The following is a 21,418-nucleotide window of genomic DNA, read 5'->3' on the forward strand; positions in this document are numbered from 1 at the left end:
GACCATGACGACCAAGACCACACCCGCCGGCAGCGCCCTCTTCGCGCTGCCCGCAGCCCGCCACCTCACCACCGCCGGCGCGGCCATCGCCCTCATCGGCACCTTCCTCGCCTGGACCTGGACCTCCGAATTCCCCGGCGACCTCACCGTCACCGGCTACCCCGGCGGCCTCCAGGTCCTCACCCTCGTCGGCGCCGTCCTCACCCTCCTGTTCGCCCTCTCCGGCTACGGGATCAAGGGACTCCGCTGGCTCACCCCGGGCGGCGCCAACAGCCCCGTCCGACTCGCCGCACTCGGCGTCCTCGGCACCACCGGCTTCACCGTCGGCGCCATCGCCGTCAAGCTCGGCGGCGTCGTCAACCTGGAACCCGGAGCCTGGGTCAGCCTCGTCGGCGCGATCATCGCCACCGTCGCCGCCCTCGGCCTCCCCGCCGACCAGGAACTCGACGACACCACCCGCCCCACCCCGCTCAACCGCTTCGTCAACAGCCTCCGGGCCCCCGCTCCCACGCGCGCCAAGGACCTCCCCAACTGGGCCGAGATCCTCATCATCGCCGGAGCCTTCGGCGTCGCCCTGCACGTCTTCACGTACGGCATCGACACCGAGTACGCCGAACTCTTCATCGGCTACATCATCAGCGTCGCGTTCGGCTTCACGGCCCTCACCCGGGCCGGGCTCATCGCCCGGATCACCCGGCTGACCACCAAGCACCGCAACGTCACGCTCGCCGCCGCACTCATCGCGGCGTTCTGCTTCCCCTTCACCCAGCAGAACGAGCAGTACGCACTCATCGGCGCGAACATCCTCATCTTCGCGACCGTCGCGCTCGGCCTCAACGTCGTCGTCGGCCTCGCCGGCCTCCTCGACCTCGGATACGTCGCCTTCCTCGGCGTCGGCGCCTACGCCGCCGCCCTGGTCTCCGGCTCCCCGCTCTCCCCGGTCGGCGTCCAGTTCCCCTTCTGGGCCGCCGTCCTCACGGGCGCCGCGGCCTCACTGGTCTTCGGCGTCGTCATCGGCGCCCCGACCCTGCGGCTGCGCGGCGACTACCTCGCCATCGTGACCCTCGGATTCGGCGAGATCTTCCGGCTCACCGTCAACGCCCTCAACGGCGTCAGCGGCCCGGACCTCACCAACGGCTCCCAGGGCATCCCGAGCATCCCCGACCTCAACCTCTTCGGCTTCGACTTCGGCGTCAGCCACACCATCGCCGGATTCACCCTCGGCAGGTCGGCCAACTACTACCTGCTGATGCTCGTCTTCACCGCCGTCGTCGTCCTGGTCTTCCGACGCTCCGGAGAATCCCGCATCGGCCGCGCCTGGGTCGCCATCCGCGAGGACGAGACCGCGGCCACCGCCATGGGCATCAACGCCTTCCGGCTCAAGCTGCTCGCCTTCGCCCTCGGCGCCACCCTCGCCGGACTCGCCGGTACCGTCCAGGCCCACGTCTCCTACACCGTGACGCCCGAGCAGTACCAGTTCGCCGGCTCCGTGCCCCCGAACTCCGCCTTCCTGCTCGCCGCCGTCATCCTCGGCGGCATGGGAACCCTCAGCGGACCCCTCGTCGGCGCGGCACTGCTCTACCTCATCCCGGCCAAGCTGCAGTTCATGCAGGACTACCAGCTCTTCCTCTTCGGCATCGCGCTCATCCTCCTGATGCGCTTCCGCCCCGAAGGACTCGTCGCGGACCGCAGGAAGCAGCTCGAATTCCACGAGACCGGCCAACTCGACGTCCCACCGGACGTCCCACTCACCGACCAGGCCGCCGGCACCACGAAGGCGGGGGCGTGATCACATGACCACCACCACGACCACCCCGGCCACCACCACGGTGCTCGACGCCAGCGGCGTCACCATGCGCTTCGGCGGACTCACCGCCGTACGCGGCGTCGACCTCACCGTCAACAGCGGCGAGATCGTCGGTCTCATCGGCCCCAACGGCGCCGGAAAGACCACCTTCTTCAACTGCCTCACCGGCCTCTACATCCCCACCGAGGGCAAGGTCAGCTACAAGGGCACCGTCCTGCCGCCCAAGCCCCACCTCGTCACCAAGGCCGGCATCGCCCGCACCTTCCAGAACATCCGGCTCTTCTCCAACATGACCGTCCTGGAGAACGTCCTCGTCGGACGCCACACCCGGACCAAGGAAGGCCTCTGGTCGGCCCTCCTGCGCCTCCCCGGCTACCACAAGGCAGAAGACGCCAGCCGCGAACGCGCCATGGAACTCCTGGAGTTCATCGGCCTCCAGGACAAGGCCGACCACCTCGCGCGCAACCTCCCCTACGGAGACCAGCGCAAGCTGGAGATCGCCCGCGCCCTGGCCAGCGACCCCGGACTCCTCCTCCTGGACGAGCCCACCGCAGGCATGAACCCCCAGGAAACCCGCGTCACCGAAGAACTCATCTTCGCCATCCGGGACCAGGGCATCGCCGTCCTCGTCATCGAGCACGACATGCGGTTCATCTTCAACCTCTGCGACCGCGTCGCCTGCCTCGTCCAGGGCGAGAAACTCGTCGAGGGCACCCCCGGCGACGTCCAGGCCGACGAACGCGTCGTCGCCGCCTACCTCGGCACCCCCTTCGAAGGCGCCCCCGGCGCCGAAGAAGTCGCCGAGGTCGAAGCGGCCGAGGCCCACGCCGGGACCACCGGTACCGCCGCCCCGGCGAAGGACACCACGCCCGACACCACCAGCACCGATGAGGAGGGCACCCGATGACCGCACTGCTAGAGGTCGAAGACCTCCGGGTCGCCTACGGCAAGATCGAAGCGGTCAAGGGCATCTCCTTCACCGTCGAGGCCGGCCAGGTCGTCACCCTCATCGGCACCAACGGCGCGGGCAAGACCACCACCCTGCGCACCCTCTCCGGACTGCTCAAGCCGCTCAGCGGCCGCATCCTCTTCGAGGGCAAGCCGCTGGCCAACATCCCCGCCCACAAGATCGTCTCCCTGGGCATCGCCCACTCCCCCGAGGGACGCCACATCTTCCCCCGGCTGACGATCACCGAGAACCTCCTCCTCGGCGCCTACCTCCGCAACGACAAGGCAGGCATCGAGAAGGACGTCCAGCGCGCCTACGACCTCTTCCCCATCCTCGGGGAACGCCGGAAGCAGGCCGCGGGCACCCTCTCGGGCGGGGAGCAGCAGATGCTCGCCATGGGACGCGCCATGATGTCCCAGCCCAAGCTGCTCATGCTCGACGAGCCCTCCATGGGCCTCTCCCCGATCATGATGCAGAAGATCATGGAGACCATCGTCGAGCTCAAGGCGTCGGGCACCACGATCCTGCTCGTCGAGCAGAACGCCCAGGCGGCCCTGTCCCTCGCGGACCAGGGCCACGTCATGGAGGTCGGCAAGATCGTCCTTTCCGGCGCGGGCTCGGACCTGCTCCACGACGAGTCGGTCCGCAAGGCCTACCTCGGCGAGGACTGACACCCCTGCCGTACGCGAGAGGCCCGCACCCCGATCTTCCGGGGTGCGGGCCTCTCGTCTTCGTTACGTGTACGCGGCTACTCGGCCGACTTCTTCTTCTCCTCGGCGTCCTCGATCAGCGCCTCCGCCAGCTGCTGCATCGACATCCGGCGGTCCATCGACGTCTTCTGGATCCACCGGAACGCGGCCGGCTCGGAGAGCCCGTAATCCGTCTGCAGGATGCTCTTGGCCCGGTCCACCAGCTTCCGGGTCTCCAGCCGCTGGGACAGGTCCGCGATCTCGCTCTCCAGCGCCTTCAGCTCCGCGAACCGCGAGACAGCCATCTCGATGGCCGGCACCACGTCGCTCTTGCTGAACGGCTTCACCAGATACGCCATGGCCCCGGCGTCGCGGGCCCGCTCGACGAGGTCGCGCTGCGAGAAGGCGGTGAGCATCAGGACGGGGGCGATGGACTCCTCGGCGATCTTCTCGGCGGCGGAGATCCCGTCGAGGACCGGCATCTTCACGTCCAGGATGACCAGGTCCGGCTTGTGCTCCCGGGCCAGCTCGACGGCCTGCTGCCCGTCGCCCGCCTCACCGACGACGGAGTAACCCTCCTCCTCCAGCATCTCCTTGAGGTCGAGGCGGATGAGGGCCTCGTCCTCGGCGATGACGACGCGGGTCGTCAGCGGCGGGACGTGCGACTTGTCGTCGTCGACGGCGTCTACGGGCTGGGGCGACTCGGGGGTGGTCACGGGGCTCCTTGATATGGGGCAGATACTGCTGCCACGAGCCTACCTAGCTCCTGTAAGGTAGTGACGCGCAGGGCAGCAATGGCCCTTCCTTTCTAAGGCCCCAGTACTCCAACTGGTTAGAGAGGCCGCTCTCAAACAGCGGACAGTGTGGGTTCGAATCCCACCTGGGGCACTTTTCCTTGGATTCCAAGGCGCAAAACGATTCGGTCAACTTCACTTGATCTGAGTACGCGTGCGCCATTCCGCGCCGGACCGTCTCGCACGCGACGAAACTCGGCAGCATGTACGACGTGGGAACCCGCGAGCGAGCTCTGGCCTTGGTCTCGCAGGGTCGCAGCCTCAATTCCGTGAGCAAGCAGACTGGCATATCGCGCGCCGCTATTCGTTCGTGGCAGACGCGCCTTGAACCGCTCGATCGAGGTACGCCCTGCCCGAGGTGCTCCGAAGCGCCCACAGCGATCGAGGCTCCCGCTTCGTACGCCTACTTACTGGGGCTCTATCTGGGGGACGGCTGCATCAGCGCGACCAAGCGAGGCGTGTACTCGCTCCGCATTGCGTGCGCGGACGCTTGGCCCGGCTTGATCGACGCCTGCGCCGAAGCCCTGCAGGTCGCGCGACCGCACAACAAGGTCGGCCGGGTGGCGAGCGCGGGCTGCCAGTACGTCACTTCCTTCAGCAAGCACTGGCCCTGCCTTTTCCCTCAACACGGCCCCGGCAAGAAGCACGACCGTCGGATTGTCCTGGAACCGTGGCAACAGCAGATCGTGGACGCCCACCCCTGGGCATTCATCCGCGGCCTCATCCACTCTGACGGGTGCCGGATCATCAACTGGACCACACGCCTCGTCCGCGGCGAACGCAAGCGTTACGAGTACCCCCGGTACTTCTTCACCAACAGGTCCGACGACATCCGCAAGCTCTTCAGCGACACCCTCACCGCCGTAGGTGTCGAGTGGACCACCCTCGCTCGCGGCGACAAGCCGCTGAACATCTCCGTAGCCCGACGGGCATCCGTAGCCCTCATGGATGCGCACGTCGGGCCGAAATACTGAGCTGATCCCGAGCCGCCCTACTTCGGGCTGTCGTCCTCACCGATGTGGTGGACGCGGACCAGGTTCGTGGAGCCCGCGACGCCGGGAGGGGAGCCGGCGGTGATGACCACGACGTCGCCCTTCTTGCAGCGGCCGATGCGCAGCAGCTCCTCGTCGACCTGGGCGACCATCGCGTCCGTGGAGTCGACGTGCGGGCCGAGGAAGGTCTCGACGCCCCACGTCAGGTTGAGCTGGGCGCGGGTGGCCTCGTCGGGGGTGAAGGCGAGGAGCGGGATGGGTGAGCGGTAGCGGGAGAGGCGCTTGACCGTGTCGCCGCTCTGGGTGAAGGCGACGAGGAACTTCGCGCCGAGGAAGTCGCCCATCTCGGCGGCGGCCCTCGCGACGGCGCCGCCCTGGGTGCGGGGCTTGTTGCGCTCGGTGAGGGGCGGGAGGCCCTTGGCGAGGAGGTCTTCCTCGGCGGCCTCGACGATGCGGGACATGGTGCGGACGGTCTCGATGGGGTACTTGCCGACGCTGGTCTCGCCGGAGAGCATCACCGCGTCGGTGCCGTCGATGATGGCGTTGGCGACGTCGGAGGCCTCGGCGCGGGTGGGGCGGGAGTTGTCGATCATCGAGTCGAGCATCTGGGTGGCGACGATGACCGGTTTGGCGTTGCGCCGGGCGAGCTTGATCGCGCGCTTCTGGACGATCGGGACCTGCTCCAGGGGCATTTCGACGCCGAGGTCGCCGCGGGCGACCATGATGCCGTCGAAGGCGGCGACGATGTCGTCGATGTTGTCGACGGCCTGAGGCTTCTCGACCTTGGCGATGACGGGGAGGCGGCGGTTCTCCTCGTCCATGACGCGGTGGACGTCGTCGATGTCGCGTCCGGTGCGGACGAAGGACAGGGCGATGATGTCGGCGCCGGTGCGCAGGGCCCAGCGGAGGTCGTCGATGTCCTTTTCGGAGAGGGCGGGGACGGAGACGGCGACGCCGGGGAGGTTGAGCCCCTTGTTGTCGGAGACCATGCCGCCCTCGATGACGGTGGTGTGGACGCGGGGGCCTTCGACGCCGGTGACTTCGAGGGTGACGCGGCCGTCGTCGACGAGGATGCGTTCGCCGGTGGTGACGTCGGCGGCGAGTCCGTCGTAGGTGGTGCCGCAGATGTCGCCGGTGCCCAGTCCTTCGAGGGGTTCGACGGTGATGGTGAAGGTGTCGCCGCGTTCAAGGAGTACGGGGCCCTCGCGGAAGCGTCCGAGGCGGATCTTCGGGCCTTGAAGGTCGGCGAGGATGCCGACGTTGCGGCCGGTTTCCTCGGATGCCTTGCGGACGTGGTGGTAGCGCTCTTCGTGTTCGGCGTAGCTGCCGTGGCTGAGATTGAAGCGGGCGATGTCCATTCCCGCTTCGACCAGGGCTTTGATCTGGTCGTATGTGTCGGTTGCGGGTCCCAGGGTACAAACGATTTTCGCTCGGCGCATGGTTCGAGACTAAACCTTACCTACGGGTAGGTATTTGGCTGCGAGTGACACCTCAACAACCTTCATATGAAGGGTTGTTGACAACTGTTTAACTGTGCAGCGGGGTGCTCTGATGAGCGTTTATCCGAGGTTCGGCGGAATGAGCGTGAAGGACGCTTCGACCTGGGCGTCGACGGTCTGGCGTACGGGTTCGAGGTCGACGGGTGCGGCGTCGACAGCGGATTCCGCGGCTCCTCCGTAGGACCTGGCCTGGGCGGAGAAGCCGACGGGAGCCATGTGGGGGCCGCCGTGGACACCGGTGTCGCTGAGTTCGAGGAGGGCGCCGAGTCGGGTGTCGAGGGCTTCGGCGTACTCGCGGGCGCGCTGGAGGGCCCCTTGGACGGCCTGGCGGCGGGCGGCCGCGTGGTGGGGGGATGCGGGGCGCAGTCCCCACCAGGGGCCGTCGATGCGGGTGAGGTCGTGGTCGGCGAGGCGGGTGACGAGTTCGCCGAGGGCGGTGAAGTCGCCGAGTGTGACGGTGAGTTGGATGTTGCCGTGGTAGGCGCGGATGCGTTCGGCGCGGCCGTGGCGGGTGAGTTCGGGGTTGATGGTGAGGGTGCCGGTCTCCAGCTTCTCGATGGCGTCGCCGTAGGTCTTGATGAGGTCGAGGGTGGTGCTGTTGCGGTGGGTGAGGCCGTCGAGGGTGGTGCGGCGGTCGGTGCCCCGGGCGGTGAGGGTGACGGTGATGCGGGCGATTTCGGGGTCGACTTCGAGGTGGGCTTCGCCTCGGACGGTGACGTGGGGGGTGGTGGGGGTGCCGTAGGGGTGGTGGGGCGCGGGCGTGGGGGTGGGGGTTTCGGTCATGCGTTCACTGTGGCACGGGGGGGGGTGTGTCGTGGTGTGTGTCGCGTGGTCATCAGATCGAAACCTGCTTGGGGTGTTGTGCGTGGTGACCCCTGGGCCAGAATCTACGCGCGTTGCCCTTCTGAACGAGGAGTGAAGAGATGCCGTTGAACCGTAGGACGTTTCTGGGCCGTTCGGCTGCCGCCGGTGCGGGTGTGGCGATGGCGGGCGGTGCGGTCGTGGGCTCGGCCGGCGCCGCGGAGGCGAAGGGGCACGGTCACGGCCACGGGCGTCCGGCGAAGCGGTACTCGTTCACGGTGATGGGCACGACCGACCTGCACGGGAACGTCTTCAACTGGGACTACTTCACGGACAAGGAGTACGACGACTCCGCGCACAACGACGTCGGTCTGGCGAAGATCTCGACGCTGGTGGACCAGGTGCGCCGGGAGAAGGGCCGCCGGAACACGTTGCTGATCGACGCGGGTGACACGATCCAGGGCACGCAGTTGTCGTACTACTACGCGAAGGTCGATCCGATCACGGCGCGGCGTGGTCCGGTGCATCCGATGGCGCAGGCGATGAACGCGATCGGTTACGATGCGGCGGCGCTCGGGAACCACGAGTTCAATTACGGCATTCCGGTGCTGCGGAAATTCGAGGAGCAGTGCGACTTCCCGTTGCTCGGGGCGAATGCGCTGGATGCGAAGACGTTGCGGCCGGCGTTCGCCCCGTATGTCATCAAGCGGATGCGCACGCCGTACGGGCGTGATGTGCGGGTGGCGGTGCTGGGGCTGACGAATCCGGGTATCGCGATCTGGGACAAGGCGAACGTGGGCGGGAAGATGGTGTTCCCGGGCCTGGAGGAGCAGGCGGCGAAGTGGGTGCCGAAGCTGCGGTCCATGGGTGCGGACGTGGTGCTGGTCTCGGCGCACTCGGGTTCGTCGGGGACATCGTCGTGGGGTGATCAGTTGCCGTACGTGGAGAACGCGGCGGCGCTGGTCGCGGAGCAGGTGCCGGGGATCGACGCGATTCTGGTGGGGCACGCGCATGTGGAGATCGCCGAGCACTTCGTGACGAACAAGGAGACCGGGAAGCGGGTCGTGCTCTCGGAGCCGGCGAAGTGGGGTCAGCGGCTGACGCTGTTCGACTTCGATCTGGTGTGGGAGAAGGGCCGCTGGTCGGTGGAGAAGGCCGGTTCGCGGGTGCTGAACTCCAACACGGTGCCGGAGGACCGGAAGGTGACGTCGCTGCTGCGGTCGGAGCACCGCAAGGTGGTGGAGTACGTCAACCAGGTCATCGGTACGTCGGTGGTGGCGATGTCGACGGCGGACGCGCCGTGGAAGGACGAGCCGATCATCGACCTGATCAACCAGGTGCAGGCGGAGACGGTGAAGGCGGCGCTGGCGGGTGGGGAGTACGCGGCGTTGCCCGTGTTGTCGCAGGCTTCGTGCTTCTCGCGTACGGCGGGGATTCCGGCCGGTGAGGTGACGATCAAGGATGCGGCGGGGCTGTACCCGTTCGAGAACACGCTGGAGGCACGGCTGCTCACGGGGGCGCAGCTGAAGGAGTACCTGGAGTATTCGGCGCGGTACTTCGTCCGGACGGCTGCGGGTGGTCCGGTGGACACGGCGAAGTTGACGAATGCGGACGGGATTCCGGACTACAACTACGACGCGGTGTCGGGGGTGACGTACGACATCGACATCGCGCAGCCGGTGGGTTCGCGGATCGTCGGGTTGTCCTTCGAGGGGAAGGCGATCGATCCGGCGGCGCGGTTCGTGTTCGCGGTGAACAACTACCGGGCGAGTGGTGGGGGGAACTTCCCGCACGTGCCGGGTGCGCAGCAGTTGTGGGCGGATTCGGACGAGATCCGGAACACGATCATCGGGTGGGTGCGGGAGAAGGGGTCGGTGGACCCGGCCGTGTTCGCTTCGGTCGGGTGGCGGCTGACGCGTGACGGGGCGCCGGTGTTCCCGTAGCACTGTGTGAGGTGTGTTGTCCGTTCGGCCCGGGTCTCCTTCGGTGGGGGGCCCGGGCCGTTCGTCGTGCGGAGCTATACGGATTGGGTCAGGGGGACGAGGGCGGGTCCCTGGGCGGGGATTCTCGGGGGGTGGGGGGCGAGGCCGAAGGTGGTGAAGGCGGTGCGGTCGGGGAGGGGGTAGGGGTTGGCGCGGGTGAGGTTGTTGAGGATGGTGGCGCTGCGCCAGGCGGCGAGTCCGAGGTCGGGGGCGCCGACTCCGTGGGTGTGGCGTTCGGCGTTCTGTACGTAGACGTGTCCGGTGACGGCGGGGTCGAGGACGAGGCGGTACTGGTCGTCGATGCGGGGGCGGTGGGAGGCGTCGCGGCTGAGGTAGGGGCCGAGACTGCCGAGGACGGCGTCGAGGGGGCGTTCGCGGTAGCCGGTGGCGAGGATGACGGCGTCGGTGGTGAGGCGGGAGCGGGTGCCTTGCTGGGTGTGTTCGAGGTGGAGTTCGACGCGGGTGTTGGCGACGCGTCCGGCGGTGCGGACGTGCACGCCGGGGGTGAGGGTGGCGTCGGGCCAGCCGCCGTGGAGGGTGCGGCGGTAGAGCTCGTCGTGGATGGCGTTGATGGTGTCGGCGTCGATGCCCTTGTGGAGCTGCCACTGGCGGGGGACGAGTTCGTCGCGGGCGGATTCGGGGAGGGCGTGGAAGTAGCGGCTGTAGTCGGGGGTGAAGTGTTCGAGGCCGAGTTTGGAGTACTCCATGGGGGCGAAGGCCTGGGTGCGGGCGAGCCAGTGGATCTTCTCGGCGCCTTCGGGGCGGGCGCGCAGGAGGTCGAGGAAGATCTCGGCGCCGGACTGTCCTGATCCGATGACGGTGATGTGTTCGGCTGCGAGGAGCCGCTCGCGGTGGCGGAGGTAGTCGGCGGAGTGGAGTACGGGGACGGTCTCGGCTTCGGCGAGGGGTTTGAGGGGTTCGGGGACGAAGGGTTCGGTGCCGATGCCGAGGGCGATGTGGCGGGCGTAGGCGCGGCCGAGGGCTTCGGCTTCGCCGTCGCGGTCGAGTTGGGTGAAGTCGACCTCGAAGAGGGCGCGGTCGGTGTTCCAGCGGACGGCGTCGACCTGGTGGCCGAAGTGGAGGCCGGGGAGTTGTTCGCTGACCCAGCGGCAGTAGGCGTCGTATTCGGCTCGTTGGATGTGGAAGCGCTCGGCGAAGTAGAAGGGGAAGAGCCGGTCGCGGGTGCGGAGGTAGTTGAGGAAGCTCCAGGGGCTGGCGGGGTCGGCGAGGGTGACGAGGTCGGCGAGGAAGGGGACTTGGAGGCTGGCGCCGTCGAGGAGGAGGCCGGGGTGCCAGTGGAAGGCGGGGCGTTGTTCGTAGAAGGTCGCGGCGAGGGGGCGGGGGTCGTCGGTGCTCGCGGGGATGTTGTGGGCGAGTGCGGCGAGGGAGAGGTTGAAGGGGCCGATGCCGATGCCGACGAGGTCGTGTGGCTGGTCGGGTGCGGGGGCGGGCCGGGCGGTCATCGCGGGGTGTCGCTTTCCGTGGGGTGAGGGGTGGGGTGGGTCGCGGTGGGGTGGGTCGCGGTGGGGGTGACGGGCGGGTGGGTGAGGAGGTCGGTGGTGGTGTCGGTGATGAGGTCCAGGAGTGCTTGGAGGTCCTGGGGGGTGGTGTGGGGGTTGAGGAGGGTCGCCTTGAGCCAGAGGCGGCCTTCGGCGTGGGCGCGGCCGAGGACGGCGTGGCCGCGTTGGAGGAGGGTGCGGCGGACGGTGGCGACGGTGTGGTCGTCGGCGCCGGCGGGGCGGAGGAGGACGGTGCTGATGGTGGGGCGGTCGTAGAGGTCGAGGGCGGGGTTCTTGGTGACGAGGTCGGCGAGGTGGTGGGCGGTGGCGAGGGTGCGGTCGATGAGGTCGGCGAGTCCGGTGCGGCCGAGTGCCTGGAGGGTGACGGCGATCTTGAGGGCGTCGGGGCGGCGGGTGGTGCGGAGGGAGCGGCCGAGGAGGTCGGGGAGTCCGGCTTCGGTGTCGTCGTCGGCGTTGAGGTAGGGGGCGTGGTGGTGGAGGGGGGTGAGGTGGTGGCGTTCGGGTACGGCGAGGAGGCCGGCGGAGGCGGGCTGCCAGCCGAGTTTGTGCAGGTCGAGGGTGACGCTGTGGGCGCGGTCGAGGCCGTGGAGGAGGGTGCGGTGGGTGGGGCTGAAGAGGAGGGGCCCGCCGTAGGCGGCGTCGATGTGGAGTTCGGCGCCGTGGGCGGCGCAGAGGTCGGCGATGGCGTCGAGGGGGTCGATCTCGCCGGTGTCGGTGGTGCCGGCGGTGGCGACGACGAGGAGGGGGCGGTGGAGTTCGGTGAGGGCTTCGTCGAGGGCGGCGAGGTCGAGGGTGCCGGTGGGGGCGGGGACGGCGACGGGTTCGGGGAGGCCGAGGAGCCAGGCGGCGCGGGCGACGCTGTGGTGGGCGTTGGCGCCGCAGATGGTCTGTACGGGGCCGTGGCGTTCGCGGGCGAGGAGGAGGGCGAGTTGGTTGGCCTCGGTGCCGCCGGTGGTGATGACGGCGTCGGGTGAGGGGGTGTGGGGGTAGATCTCGGCGGCGAGTGCGGTGGTGAGGTCGGCTTCGAGGGCGGAGGCGGCGGGGGCCTGGTCCCAGGAGTCCATGGAGGGGTTGAGGGCGCTGGCGGCGAGGTCGGCGGCGGCGGCCAGGGCGAGGGGCGGGGTGTGGAGGTGGGCTGCGCAGTGGGGGTGGGCGGGGTCCGCGGCGCCTGCGGCGAGGGCGGTGACGAGGTTGCGCAGGGCGTGGTGGGGGCCGGTGCCGTGGTCGGGGATGAGGGGGTGGGTGGCGGTGCGGGTGCGGGGGGTGACGGTGTCGGGTCCGCCGGCGGGGAGGGGGCCGCCGCGGAGGGTCGCGCCGTCGTGGAGTGCGGTGAGGACGGTGTCGATGAGGGGGCGCAGTGCGGCGGGGCCTGCGAGGCCTCCGGCGAGGGGCGGGGTGGGCATGGGTGGGGTGGTCCTTCGGGTGCGCGGGGGTGGGCGTGCCAGCTTGTCCCGGGTTTCGGGTGGCGCGGCCGAAGAGCCCAACGATCTGAACTCGAAAGGGGTACTGCTGGTCCGTGTGGCCCGGTCGGGGAGGGGCGGGGTGGTAGAGGCGTTCGGTTGTGGGATGGGTGTGCGTGTCCGCGGGGGCCGGGGCGCGCACCCGGGGCCGAGCGGACGGGGTGGCCGGGCCGGGACTGCCTGAGCAGACCCGCCTACCCTTACTCAATGAGTGAATTGCGAATTTCTGCAATTCACTACATGCTGTATGGGCCGTTCCGCAGCCGTCCGCGGGCCACGGCCCCCGCGCGGCACTCCGGCCCGCGGCGGTGACGTACCGCCGAGGAGAGGTGCCGCCGTGCCGGTCCCCCTGCCCGTCCGATGATCACGCCACCGGACACGTTGCCGTACCGGCATGTACTGACGCTGCCCGCGATGGGTTCGGCCGTACGCATCGCCCGGGAGACCGCCGAACAGGTGCTGACGGAGTGGGGGGTGGGGCCGCGGGTTCCGTGCCGGGATCCGGCGCTGCTGATCCTCAGTGAGCTGGTGGCCAACAGCGTGCGGCACGCGGCGGCGCTCTCGCCCAACGTGACGGTGGCGTTCGCGGGCGGTCCCGACACGTTCGCGTTCGGCGTGCACGACCGACATCCGTACCGGCCTGCCCTGTTCGCCTCCGCCGGGACGGCTCCCGGGCGGGGTCTCGCCACCGTGATGGAGCTGACCCATGGTCTGGGCGGCAGCGCGGTGGTGCGTGGCGATGCCGACGAGGGCGGCAAGAGCATCTGGATCACGCTTCCGCTGCGGCGGAGCGGACGGTGACTCCGTGACGACGGTCAAGAGGTGAAGGTCAAGGGGCTCGCGCTGAGGAGCGGGTTCCTGAAGAAGGCCTGACCCGGCCGGTCCCCGGGTTCATCCTCGCGGCGCGAAGGCGCGAGGATGAACCCATGGAGAAGAGTTCTGGTCAGGTGTGGTGCGGCGGGTTCCCGGCGTGCGGAACGGGGCCGCGCCGGTGAGCACACCGCTGTACCGATTGAAGGCGGAGTTCTTCAAGACGCTGGGGCACCCGGTCCGGATCAGGGTGCTCGAACTGCTCAGTGAACGCGACCACGCGGTATCGGAGATGCTGAACGAGGTGGGGGTCGAGGCCGCCCATCTCTCGCAGCAGCTGGCCGTGTTGCGCCGTGCCGGTCTCGTGACGGCCCGGCGGGAGGGCTCGACCGTCCACTACACGCTGGCCGACCCGGGGGTGGCGGAGCTGCTGCGCGTGGCGCGGACGATCCTGACCGGGGTGCTGGCGGGCCAGGCGGAGCTGCTGGCCGATCTGCGGCGGCGGGCGGCTCCGGGGACGACGCCTCCGTCGAGGCTCCGGACGATGCCGCGAACGACGCCGGGGACTAGGCCGAGAACTAGGCCGCAAACGAGGCCGGGGACAAGAACGACGGCGGAAGCGGCGGCTGATCCTCCGTACCGTCCGGTGATCCCGTCACGGCCGCGGGGCGGGAAGCGGTTCCCGTCCCGCGGCCGTGCGCGTCGGGTCAGTCGGCGAGGGCGACGGCCGACCGTACGGCGAGGGCGCGGCGGAGGTCGTCGAGCTGGTCGACGAGCTTGCGGCGCAGGGCCGGGATGAGGTCCGGGTCCTCCAGGGCGCGGGTGCCGGTGCCGAGACTCACAGGGTCGACGGCGTACGCGGGGAAGGCGTAACGTCCGGCGGCCTCGGCGATGGCGGGGCCCCGGCGGGCTGCGAGCGCGATGGCGTCCGGGTAGAAGCGGGCCACGTAGGCGCCGGTCAGCTCCTCCTGTCCGGGCTGCCAGAAGCCCTGGGCGGTGGCGGTGAAGAGGTAGTTGGACAGGGTGTCGTCGGTGAACAGCGCGTCCCAGGCGGCGGCCTTGGCCTCGGCGGTGGGCAGCGCCGCTCGGCAGCGGGCGGCGCCTTCGCGGCCGGTGGCGCTCGGGTCCGCCGCCAGCGCCGTGGCGATGGCGGCCTCGTCGGTGGCGCCGAGGACGGCGAGCCGGGTGAGGATGCGCCAGCGCAGCTCCGGGTCGAGCTCGGGTCCGCCGTGGACGGTGCCTTCGTCGAGCCAGGTCCGGAGCGTGTCGGGCTGGGTGGCGGCGTCGATGAAGTGACGTACGGCGATGAGGCGCAGACCCGGCCGTGAACCGTCCTCGGTGCGGCGGATGAGGTCGCGGCAGAGGTCGGTGAGGATGGCGCGGGCGGCGGGCAGGTCCTCGGGGATGGTGTAGCGGTCGACGACCTGGCCGGCGGCGAAGGACAGGACGCCCTGGACGAGCGCGAGGTCGGTCTCGTGCGGGAGGTGCGTGCGGGCGGCCGCGAGATAGGTGGCGGGAGGGAGCTGCGCGTCGCGGACCATGTCGCGGGCGGTGTTCCAGACGACGGCCCGGGTGAGGGCGTCGGGGATGCCGGAGAGGCCGGTCAGGACGGTGTCCCAGGAGGCGGTGTCCAGCCGGACCTTGGCGTAGGTGAGGTCGCCGTCGTTGAGGACGACGAGGGCGGGGCGGCGGCCGGGGCGGATCGTGGGCGTCCCGTCGCCGGGTACGTCGAGTTCGAAGCGGTCGCGCAGGGCGAGGTGGCCGGGGCCGCCCTGGGCGCCCAGCGCGTGGTCGTAGGTGCCGACGGAGATGCGGTGGGGGCGGGAGCCGTCGCGGGTGACGGCGAGGGCCCAGGACTGCCCGTTGCCGTTGCCGTTCGGCGCGGGCTCGGCGGGCTCGGGGGCGGCGATCTCGGCGGTGAGGGTGTCGACGCCGGTGGTGCGCAGCCACTGCTCGGCCCAGGCGTGGACGTCGCGGTCGGTGGCGGAGGCCAGGTTGTCGATGAAGTCGGCGAGGGTGGCGTTGGCGAACTTGTGGCGGGCGAAGTGGGTGTTGATGCCGGCCAGGAAGTCCTTCTCGCCGAGCCAGGCGACGAGTTGGCGCAGTGCGGAGGCGCCCTTGGCATAGCTGATGCCGTCGAAGTTGAGGAGGGCGGACGCGGTGTCGGGGACGGCGTCCGGGTCCGGGGCGACGGGGTGGGTGGAGGGGCGCTGGTCGGCGTCGTAGCCCCAGCCCTTACGGGCGACGCCGAAGTCGACCCAGGTGTCGGGGAACGGGGACTCCCCCGCGGAGACGGAGTGGAGAGCTCGGGGAAGTGTGACCTCGGTGAGCGTCTGGTAGCCCATGTACTCGGCGAAGGACTCGTTGAGCCAGATGTCGTCCCACCAGGTCAGGGTGACGAGGTCGCCGAACCACATGTGGGCCATCTCGTGGGCGATGACCATGGCGCGGGTCTGCCGCTCGGTGTCGGTGACGGCGGAGCGGTAGACGAACTCGTCGCGGAAGGTGACGAGTCCGGGGTTCTCCATGGCGCCCGCGTTGAACTCGGGGACGAAGGCCTGGTCGTAGGAGTCGAACGGGTAGGGCTCGTCGAACTTCTCGTGGTAGCGGTCGTACAGGGCGCGGGTGATGTCGAGGATCTCGTCGGCGTCGGCGTCCAGGTACGGGGCGAGGGAGCGGCGGCAGTGGATGCCGAAGGGCAGTCCGGCGTGCTCGGTGGTGACCGAGTGCCAGGGTCCTGCGGCGACCGCGACGAGATAGGTGGAGACGAGGGGCGTGGCGGCGATGGTCCAGCGCCCCTCCCCCGCGTGTTCGGCGACCCCGTTGCCGAGGACGGTCCAGCCTTCGGGGGCGGTGACGTCGATGGAGAAGACGGACTTGAGGTCGGGCTGGTCGAAGGCGGCGAAGACGCGCTGGACGTCCTCCATGAACAACTGGGTGTAGACGTAGGTCTCGCCGTCGGTGGGGTCGGTGAAGCGGTGCATGCCCTCGCCGGTGCGGGAGTAGCGCATCGCGGCGTCGATGTGCAGCTCGTGGGGGCCGGCGGCGAGTGCGGTGAGGGGGTAGCGGTTGCCGTCGAGGAGGGCGGGGTCCAGGGGTTGTCCGTCGAGACTGATCGAGCGCAGGGTGGCGGGCTTGACCTCGACGAAGGTGTCTCCGGCCGCGCGGGCGGTGAACCGGATGACGGTGCGGGAGTCGAAGGTCTCCTCGCCGGTGGTGAGGTCGAGGGCGATCGTGTACCGCTCCACGTCGAGGATCTGGGCTCGGGTCTGCGCTTCGTCGCGCGTCAGTACGGACATGGCCCCATGCTGCCGTATGGGGGACGGCGGGCGCAGCGGGGTTCTCCCTGGGCGGACGGGACGGTCCGGGCGGGCGCGCGCGGGGCGGGTCTCGCAGGGCGGGCGCGCGCAGGGCGGGTCTCGCAGGGCGGGTCCCCCGTAGCGGGCGGGCCACGCGGGGCGGGTCTCGCCACGCCAAGCAGGTCCCGCCGGCCGAGCGACGCGGGCCGGCCTCGCCTGCCGTGCCGGTCTCTCCGCACGGGCGTCGCGGGCCGGGCCCCGCCGGGCGGGCTTCGCGGAAACGTGTCCCCGCGCCCGGCCGGTCAGGCTCCGGTGACGGCGCCCGCCGTGCCCCCGGTCCGGCCGGTGTCGCCGTTCCCCGCTTCGTCGGCGATGCGCTCGTGGTGGCGGATCACCTCGGCGATGATGAAGTTCAGCAGCTTCTCGGCGAACGCCGGGTCCAGGTTGGCGCTCTGCGCGAGCTGCCGGAGCCGGGCGATCTGGCGGGTCTCGCGGGCGGGGTCGGCGGGCGGCAGCCTGTGGTCCGCCTTGAGGCGGCCGACCTGCTGGGTGGCCTTGAAGCGCTCGGCCAGCATGTGGACGACGGCGGCGTCGATGTTGTCGATGCTCTCGCGCAGCCGGTTCAGCTCGGCCTGGACGGACGCGTCGATCTCGCTCGTACTCATGGTCAGCGAGCTTAGACCCACCGGCGACGCCGCCCCCCCGGCGCCGGTGGGTCCTGGGCCGCCGCGCTCAGGTGGTGATCGTGGGCGGGTCGTCGGGGTCGGGTACCCGGTCGCTCCAGCCGCCGGGCACGCTGCGGCCCTGCTGTTCGCGGAAGCGGACGGGGGCGGTGCCGACGCGGCGGGCGAAGAGCCGGGAGAAGTAGGCGGGGTCGTCGTAGCCGACGCGGCGGGCCACGGCGGCGACCGGGAGGTCGGTGGCGGCGAGGAGTTCCTTGGCCCGGCCCAGGCGGATGCCCAGCAGATAGTCCTTGGGGCTGCAGCCGGCGCCGCGTCGTACGGCGGTGCGCAGTTCGGCGGGGGTCATGCCGTGCCGGGCGGCGTGCTCGGCGACGGTGAGCGGCTGGTACGCGTCGCGGGCCAGCGCCTGGAGCACCGGGTCGCCGTCGGGGCCGATGTCGGCGCGGGCGCGGCGCAGGGTGACCAGGAGTTCATGGACGGCGGCCCCGGTCTCCACCTCCAGAAGGGGGTTGCCGCGCCGGGCGGCCCGCACGATGCGTCCGACGGCCGCGCGGGGGGCGGCGGTGTCGGAGAGGGGGACGAGGGGGCGGTCGGGCTCGATGTAGCCGAGTTCGGTGTACGTGGTGGTGGCGGGGCCGGTGAAGTCGACGAAGCTCTCGTCCCAGCCGGTGCCGGGGTCGGCGCCGTAGTGGTGCGGGGTGCCGGGGGTCAGCCAGATGAGGCTGGGGCCGGTGACGGGGGTGCGGCGGCCGTCGGGGCCCTTGAACCAGCCGGTGCCGGAGTTGACGATCACCGCGACGTGGTGGTCGAGGGTGCGGGGTCCGACGGTGGGCAGCGCCCCGTGCTGGAGGCCGACGCCGAGGCAGACGAGGCCCAGGCGGTGGTGGAGCGGGCTCGGGGTGAAGAAGCGCATCCAGGTGTGATACATCGCGGTCCTTCCTCTCCCTGCTGGTCCGTTGCGTCCGGTCAACAGCTGTGTCCAATCAACAGCGATCTTTGTCCATGGACCGGGTGCGACGCCAGAGGTGAAGGTGGTCGGACCAATCGACCCGGGGGCCGCCGGGTGCGGCCGAGTACAGGAGCGTACGAGCACCATGACCGACTTCACCGTGGGGGACGACTGCTTCCGGCTCGACGGGAAGCCCGTACGCCTGCTGTCGGGCGCCCTGCACTACTTCCGGGTGCACGAGGCGCAGTGGGAGCACCGGCTGGCGATGCTCGCCGCGATGGGGCTGAACTGCGTCGAGACGTACGTGCCGTGGAATCTGCACGAGCCCCGGGAGGGCGAGGTCCGGGATGTGGGGGCGCTCGGCCGGTTCCTGGACGCGGCGGGGCGGGCGGGGCTGTGGGCGATCGTGCGGCCGGGTCCGTACATCTGCGCAGAGTGGGAGAACGGCGGTCTTCCGGTGTGGGTGACGGGCCGGTTCGGGCGGCGGGTGCGTACCCGGGACGCGGAGTACCGGGCGGTGGTGGAGCGGTGGTTCCGGGAGCTGCTGCCGCAGGTGGTGCAGCGGCAGGTGTCCCGGGGCGGTCCGGTGATCCTCGTGCAGGCGGAGAACGAGTACGGGAGTTACGGCAGCGACGCGGTGTATCTGGAGTGGCTGGCGGGGCTGCTGCGGCAGTGCGGGGTGACGGTTCCCCTGTTCACGTCGGACGGCCCGGAGGACCACATGCTGACCGGTGGTTCGGTGCCGGGGCTTCTCGCGACGGCGAACTTCGGTTCGGGGGCGCGGGAGGGGTTCGAGGTGCTGCGCCGGCATCAGCCGAGGGGCCCGCTGATGTGCATGGAGTTCTGGTGCGGCTGGTTCGACCACTGGGGGGCCGCACCGGTGCTGCGGGATCCGGAGCAGGCGGCCGGGGCGCTGCGGGAGATCCTGGAGTGCGGGGCGTCGGTGAACATCTACATGGCGCACGGGGGGACGAACTTCGGGGGCTGGGCGGGGGCGAACCGGTCCGGCCCGCATCAGGACGAGTCGTTCCAGCCGACGGTGACGTCGTACGACTACGACGCGCCGGTGGACGAGTACGGGCGGGCCACGGAGAAGTTCCGGCTGTTCCGGGAGGTCCTGGAGGCTTACGCCGAGGGGCCGTTGCCCGCGCTGCCGCCGGAGCCGGTCGGGCTGGCCGGGCCGGTGCGGGTGGAGCTGGCGGAGTGGGCCGGGCTCGGGGATGTCCTGGAGGCGCTGGGCGATCCGGAGACGGAGTCGGGGGTGCCGCCGACGTTCGAGGAGCTGGGTGTGGACCGGGGGCTCGTGCGCTACCGGGTGGCGGTGCCGGGGCCGCGCCAGGCGTATCCGCTGGGGGCCTCGGGGCTGCGGGACCGGGCGGTGGTGTCCGTGGACGGGGTCCGGGCCGGGGTGCTGACCGAGGAGTCCGGGACGCTGCCGGAGCCGGTGGCGGGTCCGGCGGAGGTCGAGCTGTGGGTGGAGTCGCTGGGCCGGGTCAACTACGGGCCGCGCCTCGGCGAGCCGAAGGGCGTCACGGGCGGGGTGCTGCACGAGCGGCAGTATCTGCACGGGGTACGGGCCCGGGGGCTGCGGCTGGGGGCGTTCGACGCGGCGGGCGCGGTGGCCGCCGTCCCGTTCGGGCCGGTGGAGGCCGCCGCCGGGGCGGGTGACGCGGGGCGGACGGGCCTGTTCCGGGGGACGTTCACCATCGAGGGCATCGAGGGGACCACGGGCGCTTCAGCCGCATCCAGCGCTTCCGGTGCTTCCGGTGCTCCCGGCGTTCCCGGCGTCGATCACGCCGGGCTCGAACTGCCGGGCTGGACCCGCGGGTTCGTCTGGGTGAACGGCTTCTGCCTGGGCCGGTACTGGTCGGTGGGCCCGCAGCGGACCCTGTACGTACCGGGTCCGGTGCTCCGCGAGGGCGTCAACGAGGTGTGGGTGCTGGAGCTGGAGGACGCGGGCGAGCCGCAGGTGGAGCTGGGTCCGGGGGCGCCCGTCGAAACGGACGCCCCCGGGGTGGTTCAGCCGTGATCACCGGCCGGACGTGCGGTGATCCGGTGGCCCGCCCGGACCGGGGTCCGGGCGGGGGCCGGGATCAGAGCGAGTCGGCCGCGGAGGCGATGTCGCCCGCGAAGTGCGAGACCTCGGTGTAGACGCCCGGGTAGTTCGGGCGGGCACAGCCCTGGCCCCAGCTGACGATGCCGACCTGGACCCACTCGTCGGCGTCGTCCTTGCGGAACATCGGGCCGCCGGAGTCGCCCTGGCAGCTGTCGACGCCGCCGGTGTCGAGGAGGCCGGCGCACAGCTCCTCACCGGGGACGAGCTCGCTGTAGGCGCTCTGGCAGTCGGCGTCGGAGACGAACGGGACGTCGGCCTTGAGCAGGTGGCGCTGCTGGCTGCCGCCCTCACGGTCGGCGCCCCAGCCCGCGACGGTGAAGGTGCCCTCGTCGTAGGTGCTGTCGGTGGCGATCTTCAGGGTGGGCTGGTCGATCGGCTGGGCGAGCTTGATCAGCGCCCAGTCCTTGCCGGTGCCGTTGTAGCCGGGGGCCTGGAGGACCTTGGTGGACTGGACCTCGACGGCGTCGGGCGACTGCAGGTCGGCGACGCCGCCGGTGACGGTGATCGAGGTGTCGTTGCCCGAACCGTCCACGCAGTGGGCGGCGGTGAGGACGATGTCCTGGGCGTAGAGCGCACCGCCGCAGCCCATGGAGAGCCGGACCATGAAGGGGAACTCGCCCTGTTCGGCGCGTTCGCCGCCGACGATCGGCTGGGGGGCCGCGGAGGCGGGCTGGAGGCTGACGGTCGCGAGGGCGACGGCGGCTATGGCGACGGAACACCTTTTCAGCGCGCTCAGAAGCTTCACGGAGGCCTACTTTCGTGGGGGGATTTCGTGTGGGGGGTTGCTGTGGGAGGTTGCCGTGCTGCGTTGCGGTGCAGGAGTCCCGGTACGAAGCGCTGGGCGGTGGTTCCCGCACAGCGGCGCCGCGTGGGGTTCTGCGGAAGTGCGGGCGTACGGAAGTACGGAAGTGCTGTGGGTCGCGCGGTCCGGCACGCGTGTCCCGGCCGGGTGACGACCGCCGGCACCGAAGCCGAATTAGTCATGTACCCGACAAGAACGATCCGATTATCGGTGCCGAGTGACCGCTGCCACAAGGTGCACTTTTCAGCCAAGATCATCAAGCCGCT

Annotated in this window: 16 protein-coding genes, 1 tRNA gene and 1 pseudogene; 9 read left to right on the top strand and 9 right to left on the bottom strand. The window is 70.5% G+C overall.

The genetic code is table 11. The annotated features are described in order from the left end of the window. Positions 1 to 4: 4 nt before the first annotated feature. The 3 genes from IE272_RS00985 to IE272_RS00995 are packed head-to-tail and all read left to right on the top strand — an operon-like array spanning position 5 to position 3,427. Positions 5 to 1,789 (top strand): branched-chain amino acid ABC transporter permease, encoded by a 1,785-nt coding sequence (locus IE272_RS00985; protein WP_050358296.1) that lies wholly within the window; start codon positions 5 to 7, stop codon positions 1,787 to 1,789. 4 nt (positions 1,790 to 1,793) lie between these two features. Next, entirely contained in the window at positions 1,794 to 2,714 is a 921-nt protein-coding gene (locus IE272_RS00990) for an ABC transporter ATP-binding protein (RefSeq protein ID WP_050358130.1), read from the top strand. Next, the gene (locus tag IE272_RS00995; RefSeq protein ID WP_007460233.1) at positions 2,711 to 3,427 is read left to right on the top strand and encodes an ABC transporter ATP-binding protein; all 717 of its coding nucleotides are present in this window, start codon (positions 2,711 to 2,713) and stop codon (positions 3,425 to 3,427) included. The genes IE272_RS00990 and IE272_RS00995 overlap by 4 nt, the downstream gene beginning before the upstream one ends. A 77-nt stretch (positions 3,428 to 3,504) precedes the next feature. Here IE272_RS00995 and IE272_RS01000 read toward each other — a convergent pair whose 3' ends face one another. Next, complete coding sequence (locus IE272_RS01000; RefSeq protein WP_003969810.1) at positions 3,505 to 4,161, bottom strand: ANTAR domain-containing response regulator; 657 nt, start codon at positions 4,159 to 4,161, stop codon at positions 3,505 to 3,507. Between the two features lie 97 nt (positions 4,162 to 4,258). Here IE272_RS01000 and IE272_RS01005 point away from each other — a divergent pair. Both IE272_RS01005 and IE272_RS01010 read left to right on the top strand, forming a co-directional pair. Then, a tRNA-Leu gene (locus tag IE272_RS01005) sits at positions 4,259 to 4,333 on the top strand. 109 nt (positions 4,334 to 4,442) lie between these two features. Further along, a complete protein-coding gene (locus IE272_RS01010; protein WP_050358128.1) occupies positions 4,443 to 5,213 on the top strand; it encodes a hypothetical protein in 771 nt (256 codons plus the stop codon). Between the two features lie 17 nt (positions 5,214 to 5,230). On the opposite strand, the gene pyk is transcribed toward IE272_RS01010, so the two are convergent. Continuing rightward, on the bottom strand, positions 5,231 to 6,670 hold the full coding sequence (pyk, locus tag IE272_RS01015) for a pyruvate kinase (RefSeq protein WP_050358127.1): 1,440 nt from the start codon (positions 6,668 to 6,670) through the stop codon (positions 5,231 to 5,233). Positions 6,671 to 6,790: 120 nt separating this feature from the next. Beyond that, entirely contained in the window at positions 6,791 to 7,513 is a 723-nt protein-coding gene (locus IE272_RS01020) for an SIMPL domain-containing protein (protein WP_050358126.1), read from the bottom strand. A 140-nt stretch (positions 7,514 to 7,653) separates the two neighbouring features. On the opposite strand from IE272_RS01020, the gene IE272_RS01025 reads away from it, so the two are divergent. Beyond that, positions 7,654 to 9,474, top strand: a complete 1,821-nt coding sequence (locus tag IE272_RS01025) for a bifunctional metallophosphatase/5'-nucleotidase (RefSeq protein ID WP_073958968.1) — start codon at positions 7,654 to 7,656, stop codon at positions 9,472 to 9,474. A 74-nt stretch (positions 9,475 to 9,548) separates the two neighbouring features. Here IE272_RS01025 and IE272_RS01030 read toward each other — a convergent pair whose 3' ends face one another. Together IE272_RS01030 and IE272_RS01035 are read right to left on the bottom strand one after the other, a co-directional pair. Then, positions 9,549 to 10,976, bottom strand: a complete 1,428-nt coding sequence (locus tag IE272_RS01030) for a lysine N(6)-hydroxylase/L-ornithine N(5)-oxygenase family protein (RefSeq protein ID WP_050358124.1) — start codon at positions 10,974 to 10,976, stop codon at positions 9,549 to 9,551. Continuing rightward, positions 10,973 to 12,436, bottom strand: a complete 1,464-nt coding sequence (locus IE272_RS01035; RefSeq protein WP_190006058.1) for a pyridoxal phosphate-dependent decarboxylase family protein — start codon at positions 12,434 to 12,436, stop codon at positions 10,973 to 10,975. The genes IE272_RS01030 and IE272_RS01035 overlap by 4 nt, the downstream gene beginning before the upstream one ends. Positions 12,437 to 12,853: 417 nt before the next feature. Between IE272_RS01035 and IE272_RS01040 the strand changes: the two genes are divergently transcribed. Then, positions 12,854 to 13,294 carry an ATP-binding protein gene (locus tag IE272_RS01040; RefSeq protein ID WP_190006059.1) on the top strand — a complete coding sequence of 147 codons (441 nt, stop codon included), beginning with the start codon at positions 12,854 to 12,856 and terminating at the stop codon, positions 13,292 to 13,294. A gap of 190 nt (positions 13,295 to 13,484) precedes the next feature. Continuing rightward, positions 13,485 to 13,829: pseudogene (locus IE272_RS01045) on the top strand (ArsR/SmtB family transcription factor); the annotation flags it as partial. Positions 13,830 to 14,010: 181 nt separating this feature from the next. Here IE272_RS01045 and pepN read toward each other — a convergent pair. The 3 genes from pepN to IE272_RS01060 all read right to left on the bottom strand — a co-directional run bounded on the left by pepN (position 14,011) and on the right by IE272_RS01060 (position 18,213). Further along, positions 14,011 to 16,602, bottom strand: a complete 2,592-nt coding sequence (gene pepN / locus IE272_RS01050) for an aminopeptidase N (RefSeq protein WP_190006060.1) — start codon at positions 16,600 to 16,602, stop codon at positions 14,011 to 14,013. A 302-nt stretch (positions 16,603 to 16,904) separates the two neighbouring features. Further along, entirely contained in the window at positions 16,905 to 17,267 is a 363-nt protein-coding gene (locus tag IE272_RS01055; RefSeq protein ID WP_050358120.1) for a chorismate mutase, read from the bottom strand. Positions 17,268 to 17,334: 67 nt separating this feature from the next. Next, on the bottom strand, positions 17,335 to 18,213 hold the full coding sequence (locus tag IE272_RS01060; RefSeq protein WP_032789769.1) for an AraC family transcriptional regulator: 879 nt from the start codon (positions 18,211 to 18,213) through the stop codon (positions 17,335 to 17,337). A 166-nt stretch (positions 18,214 to 18,379) separates the two neighbouring features. Here IE272_RS01060 and IE272_RS01065 point away from each other — a divergent pair, with 166 nt between their 5' ends. Beyond that, positions 18,380 to 20,263, top strand: coding sequence for a glycoside hydrolase family 35 protein (locus IE272_RS01065; RefSeq protein WP_190006061.1), 1,884 nt, complete (start codon positions 18,380 to 18,382; stop codon positions 20,261 to 20,263). A gap of 64 nt (positions 20,264 to 20,327) precedes the next feature. On the opposite strand, the gene IE272_RS01070 is transcribed toward IE272_RS01065, so the two are convergent. Next, a complete protein-coding gene (locus IE272_RS01070; protein WP_190006062.1) occupies positions 20,328 to 21,095 on the bottom strand; it encodes a S1 family peptidase in 768 nt (255 codons plus the stop codon). Between the last annotated feature and the right edge of the window lie 323 nt (positions 21,096 to 21,418).

Source organism: Streptomyces anulatus (genome assembly GCF_014650675.1).
Classification (GTDB): Bacteria; Actinomycetota; Actinomycetes; order Streptomycetales; family Streptomycetaceae; genus Streptomyces; species Streptomyces anulatus.

Excerpts from the sequence above, each read along its gene's own strand:
- IE272_RS00985 (WP_050358296.1), top strand. The coding sequence starts at position 5 with ATGACGACCAAGACCACACCCGCCGGCAGCGCCCTCTTCGCGCTGCCC.
- IE272_RS00990 (WP_050358130.1), top strand. The coding sequence starts at position 1,794 with ATGACCACCACCACGACCACCCCGGCCACCACCACGGTGCTCGACGCC.
- IE272_RS00995 (WP_007460233.1), top strand. The coding sequence starts at position 2,711 with ATGACCGCACTGCTAGAGGTCGAAGACCTCCGGGTCGCCTACGGCAAG.
- IE272_RS01010 (WP_050358128.1), top strand. The coding sequence starts at position 4,443 with ATGTACGACGTGGGAACCCGCGAGCGAGCTCTGGCCTTGGTCTCGCAG.
- pyk (WP_050358127.1), bottom strand. The coding sequence starts at position 6,670 with ATGCGCCGAGCGAAAATCGTTTGTACCCTGGGACCCGCAACCGACACA.
- IE272_RS01020 (WP_050358126.1), bottom strand. The coding sequence starts at position 7,513 with ATGACCGAAACCCCCACCCCCACGCCCGCGCCCCACCACCCCTACGGC.
- IE272_RS01025 (WP_073958968.1), top strand. The coding sequence starts at position 7,654 with ATGCCGTTGAACCGTAGGACGTTTCTGGGCCGTTCGGCTGCCGCCGGT.
- IE272_RS01030 (WP_050358124.1), bottom strand. The coding sequence starts at position 10,976 with ATGACCGCCCGGCCCGCCCCCGCACCCGACCAGCCACACGACCTCGTC.
- IE272_RS01035 (WP_190006058.1), bottom strand. The coding sequence starts at position 12,436 with ATGCCCACCCCGCCCCTCGCCGGAGGCCTCGCAGGCCCCGCCGCACTG.
- IE272_RS01040 (WP_190006059.1), top strand. The coding sequence starts at position 12,854 with ATGATCACGCCACCGGACACGTTGCCGTACCGGCATGTACTGACGCTG.
- pepN (WP_190006060.1), bottom strand. The coding sequence starts at position 16,602 with ATGTCCGTACTGACGCGCGACGAAGCGCAGACCCGAGCCCAGATCCTC.
- IE272_RS01055 (WP_050358120.1), bottom strand. The coding sequence starts at position 17,267 with ATGAGTACGAGCGAGATCGACGCGTCCGTCCAGGCCGAGCTGAACCGG.
- IE272_RS01060 (WP_032789769.1), bottom strand. The coding sequence starts at position 18,213 with ATGTATCACACCTGGATGCGCTTCTTCACCCCGAGCCCGCTCCACCAC.
- IE272_RS01065 (WP_190006061.1), top strand. The coding sequence starts at position 18,380 with ATGACCGACTTCACCGTGGGGGACGACTGCTTCCGGCTCGACGGGAAG.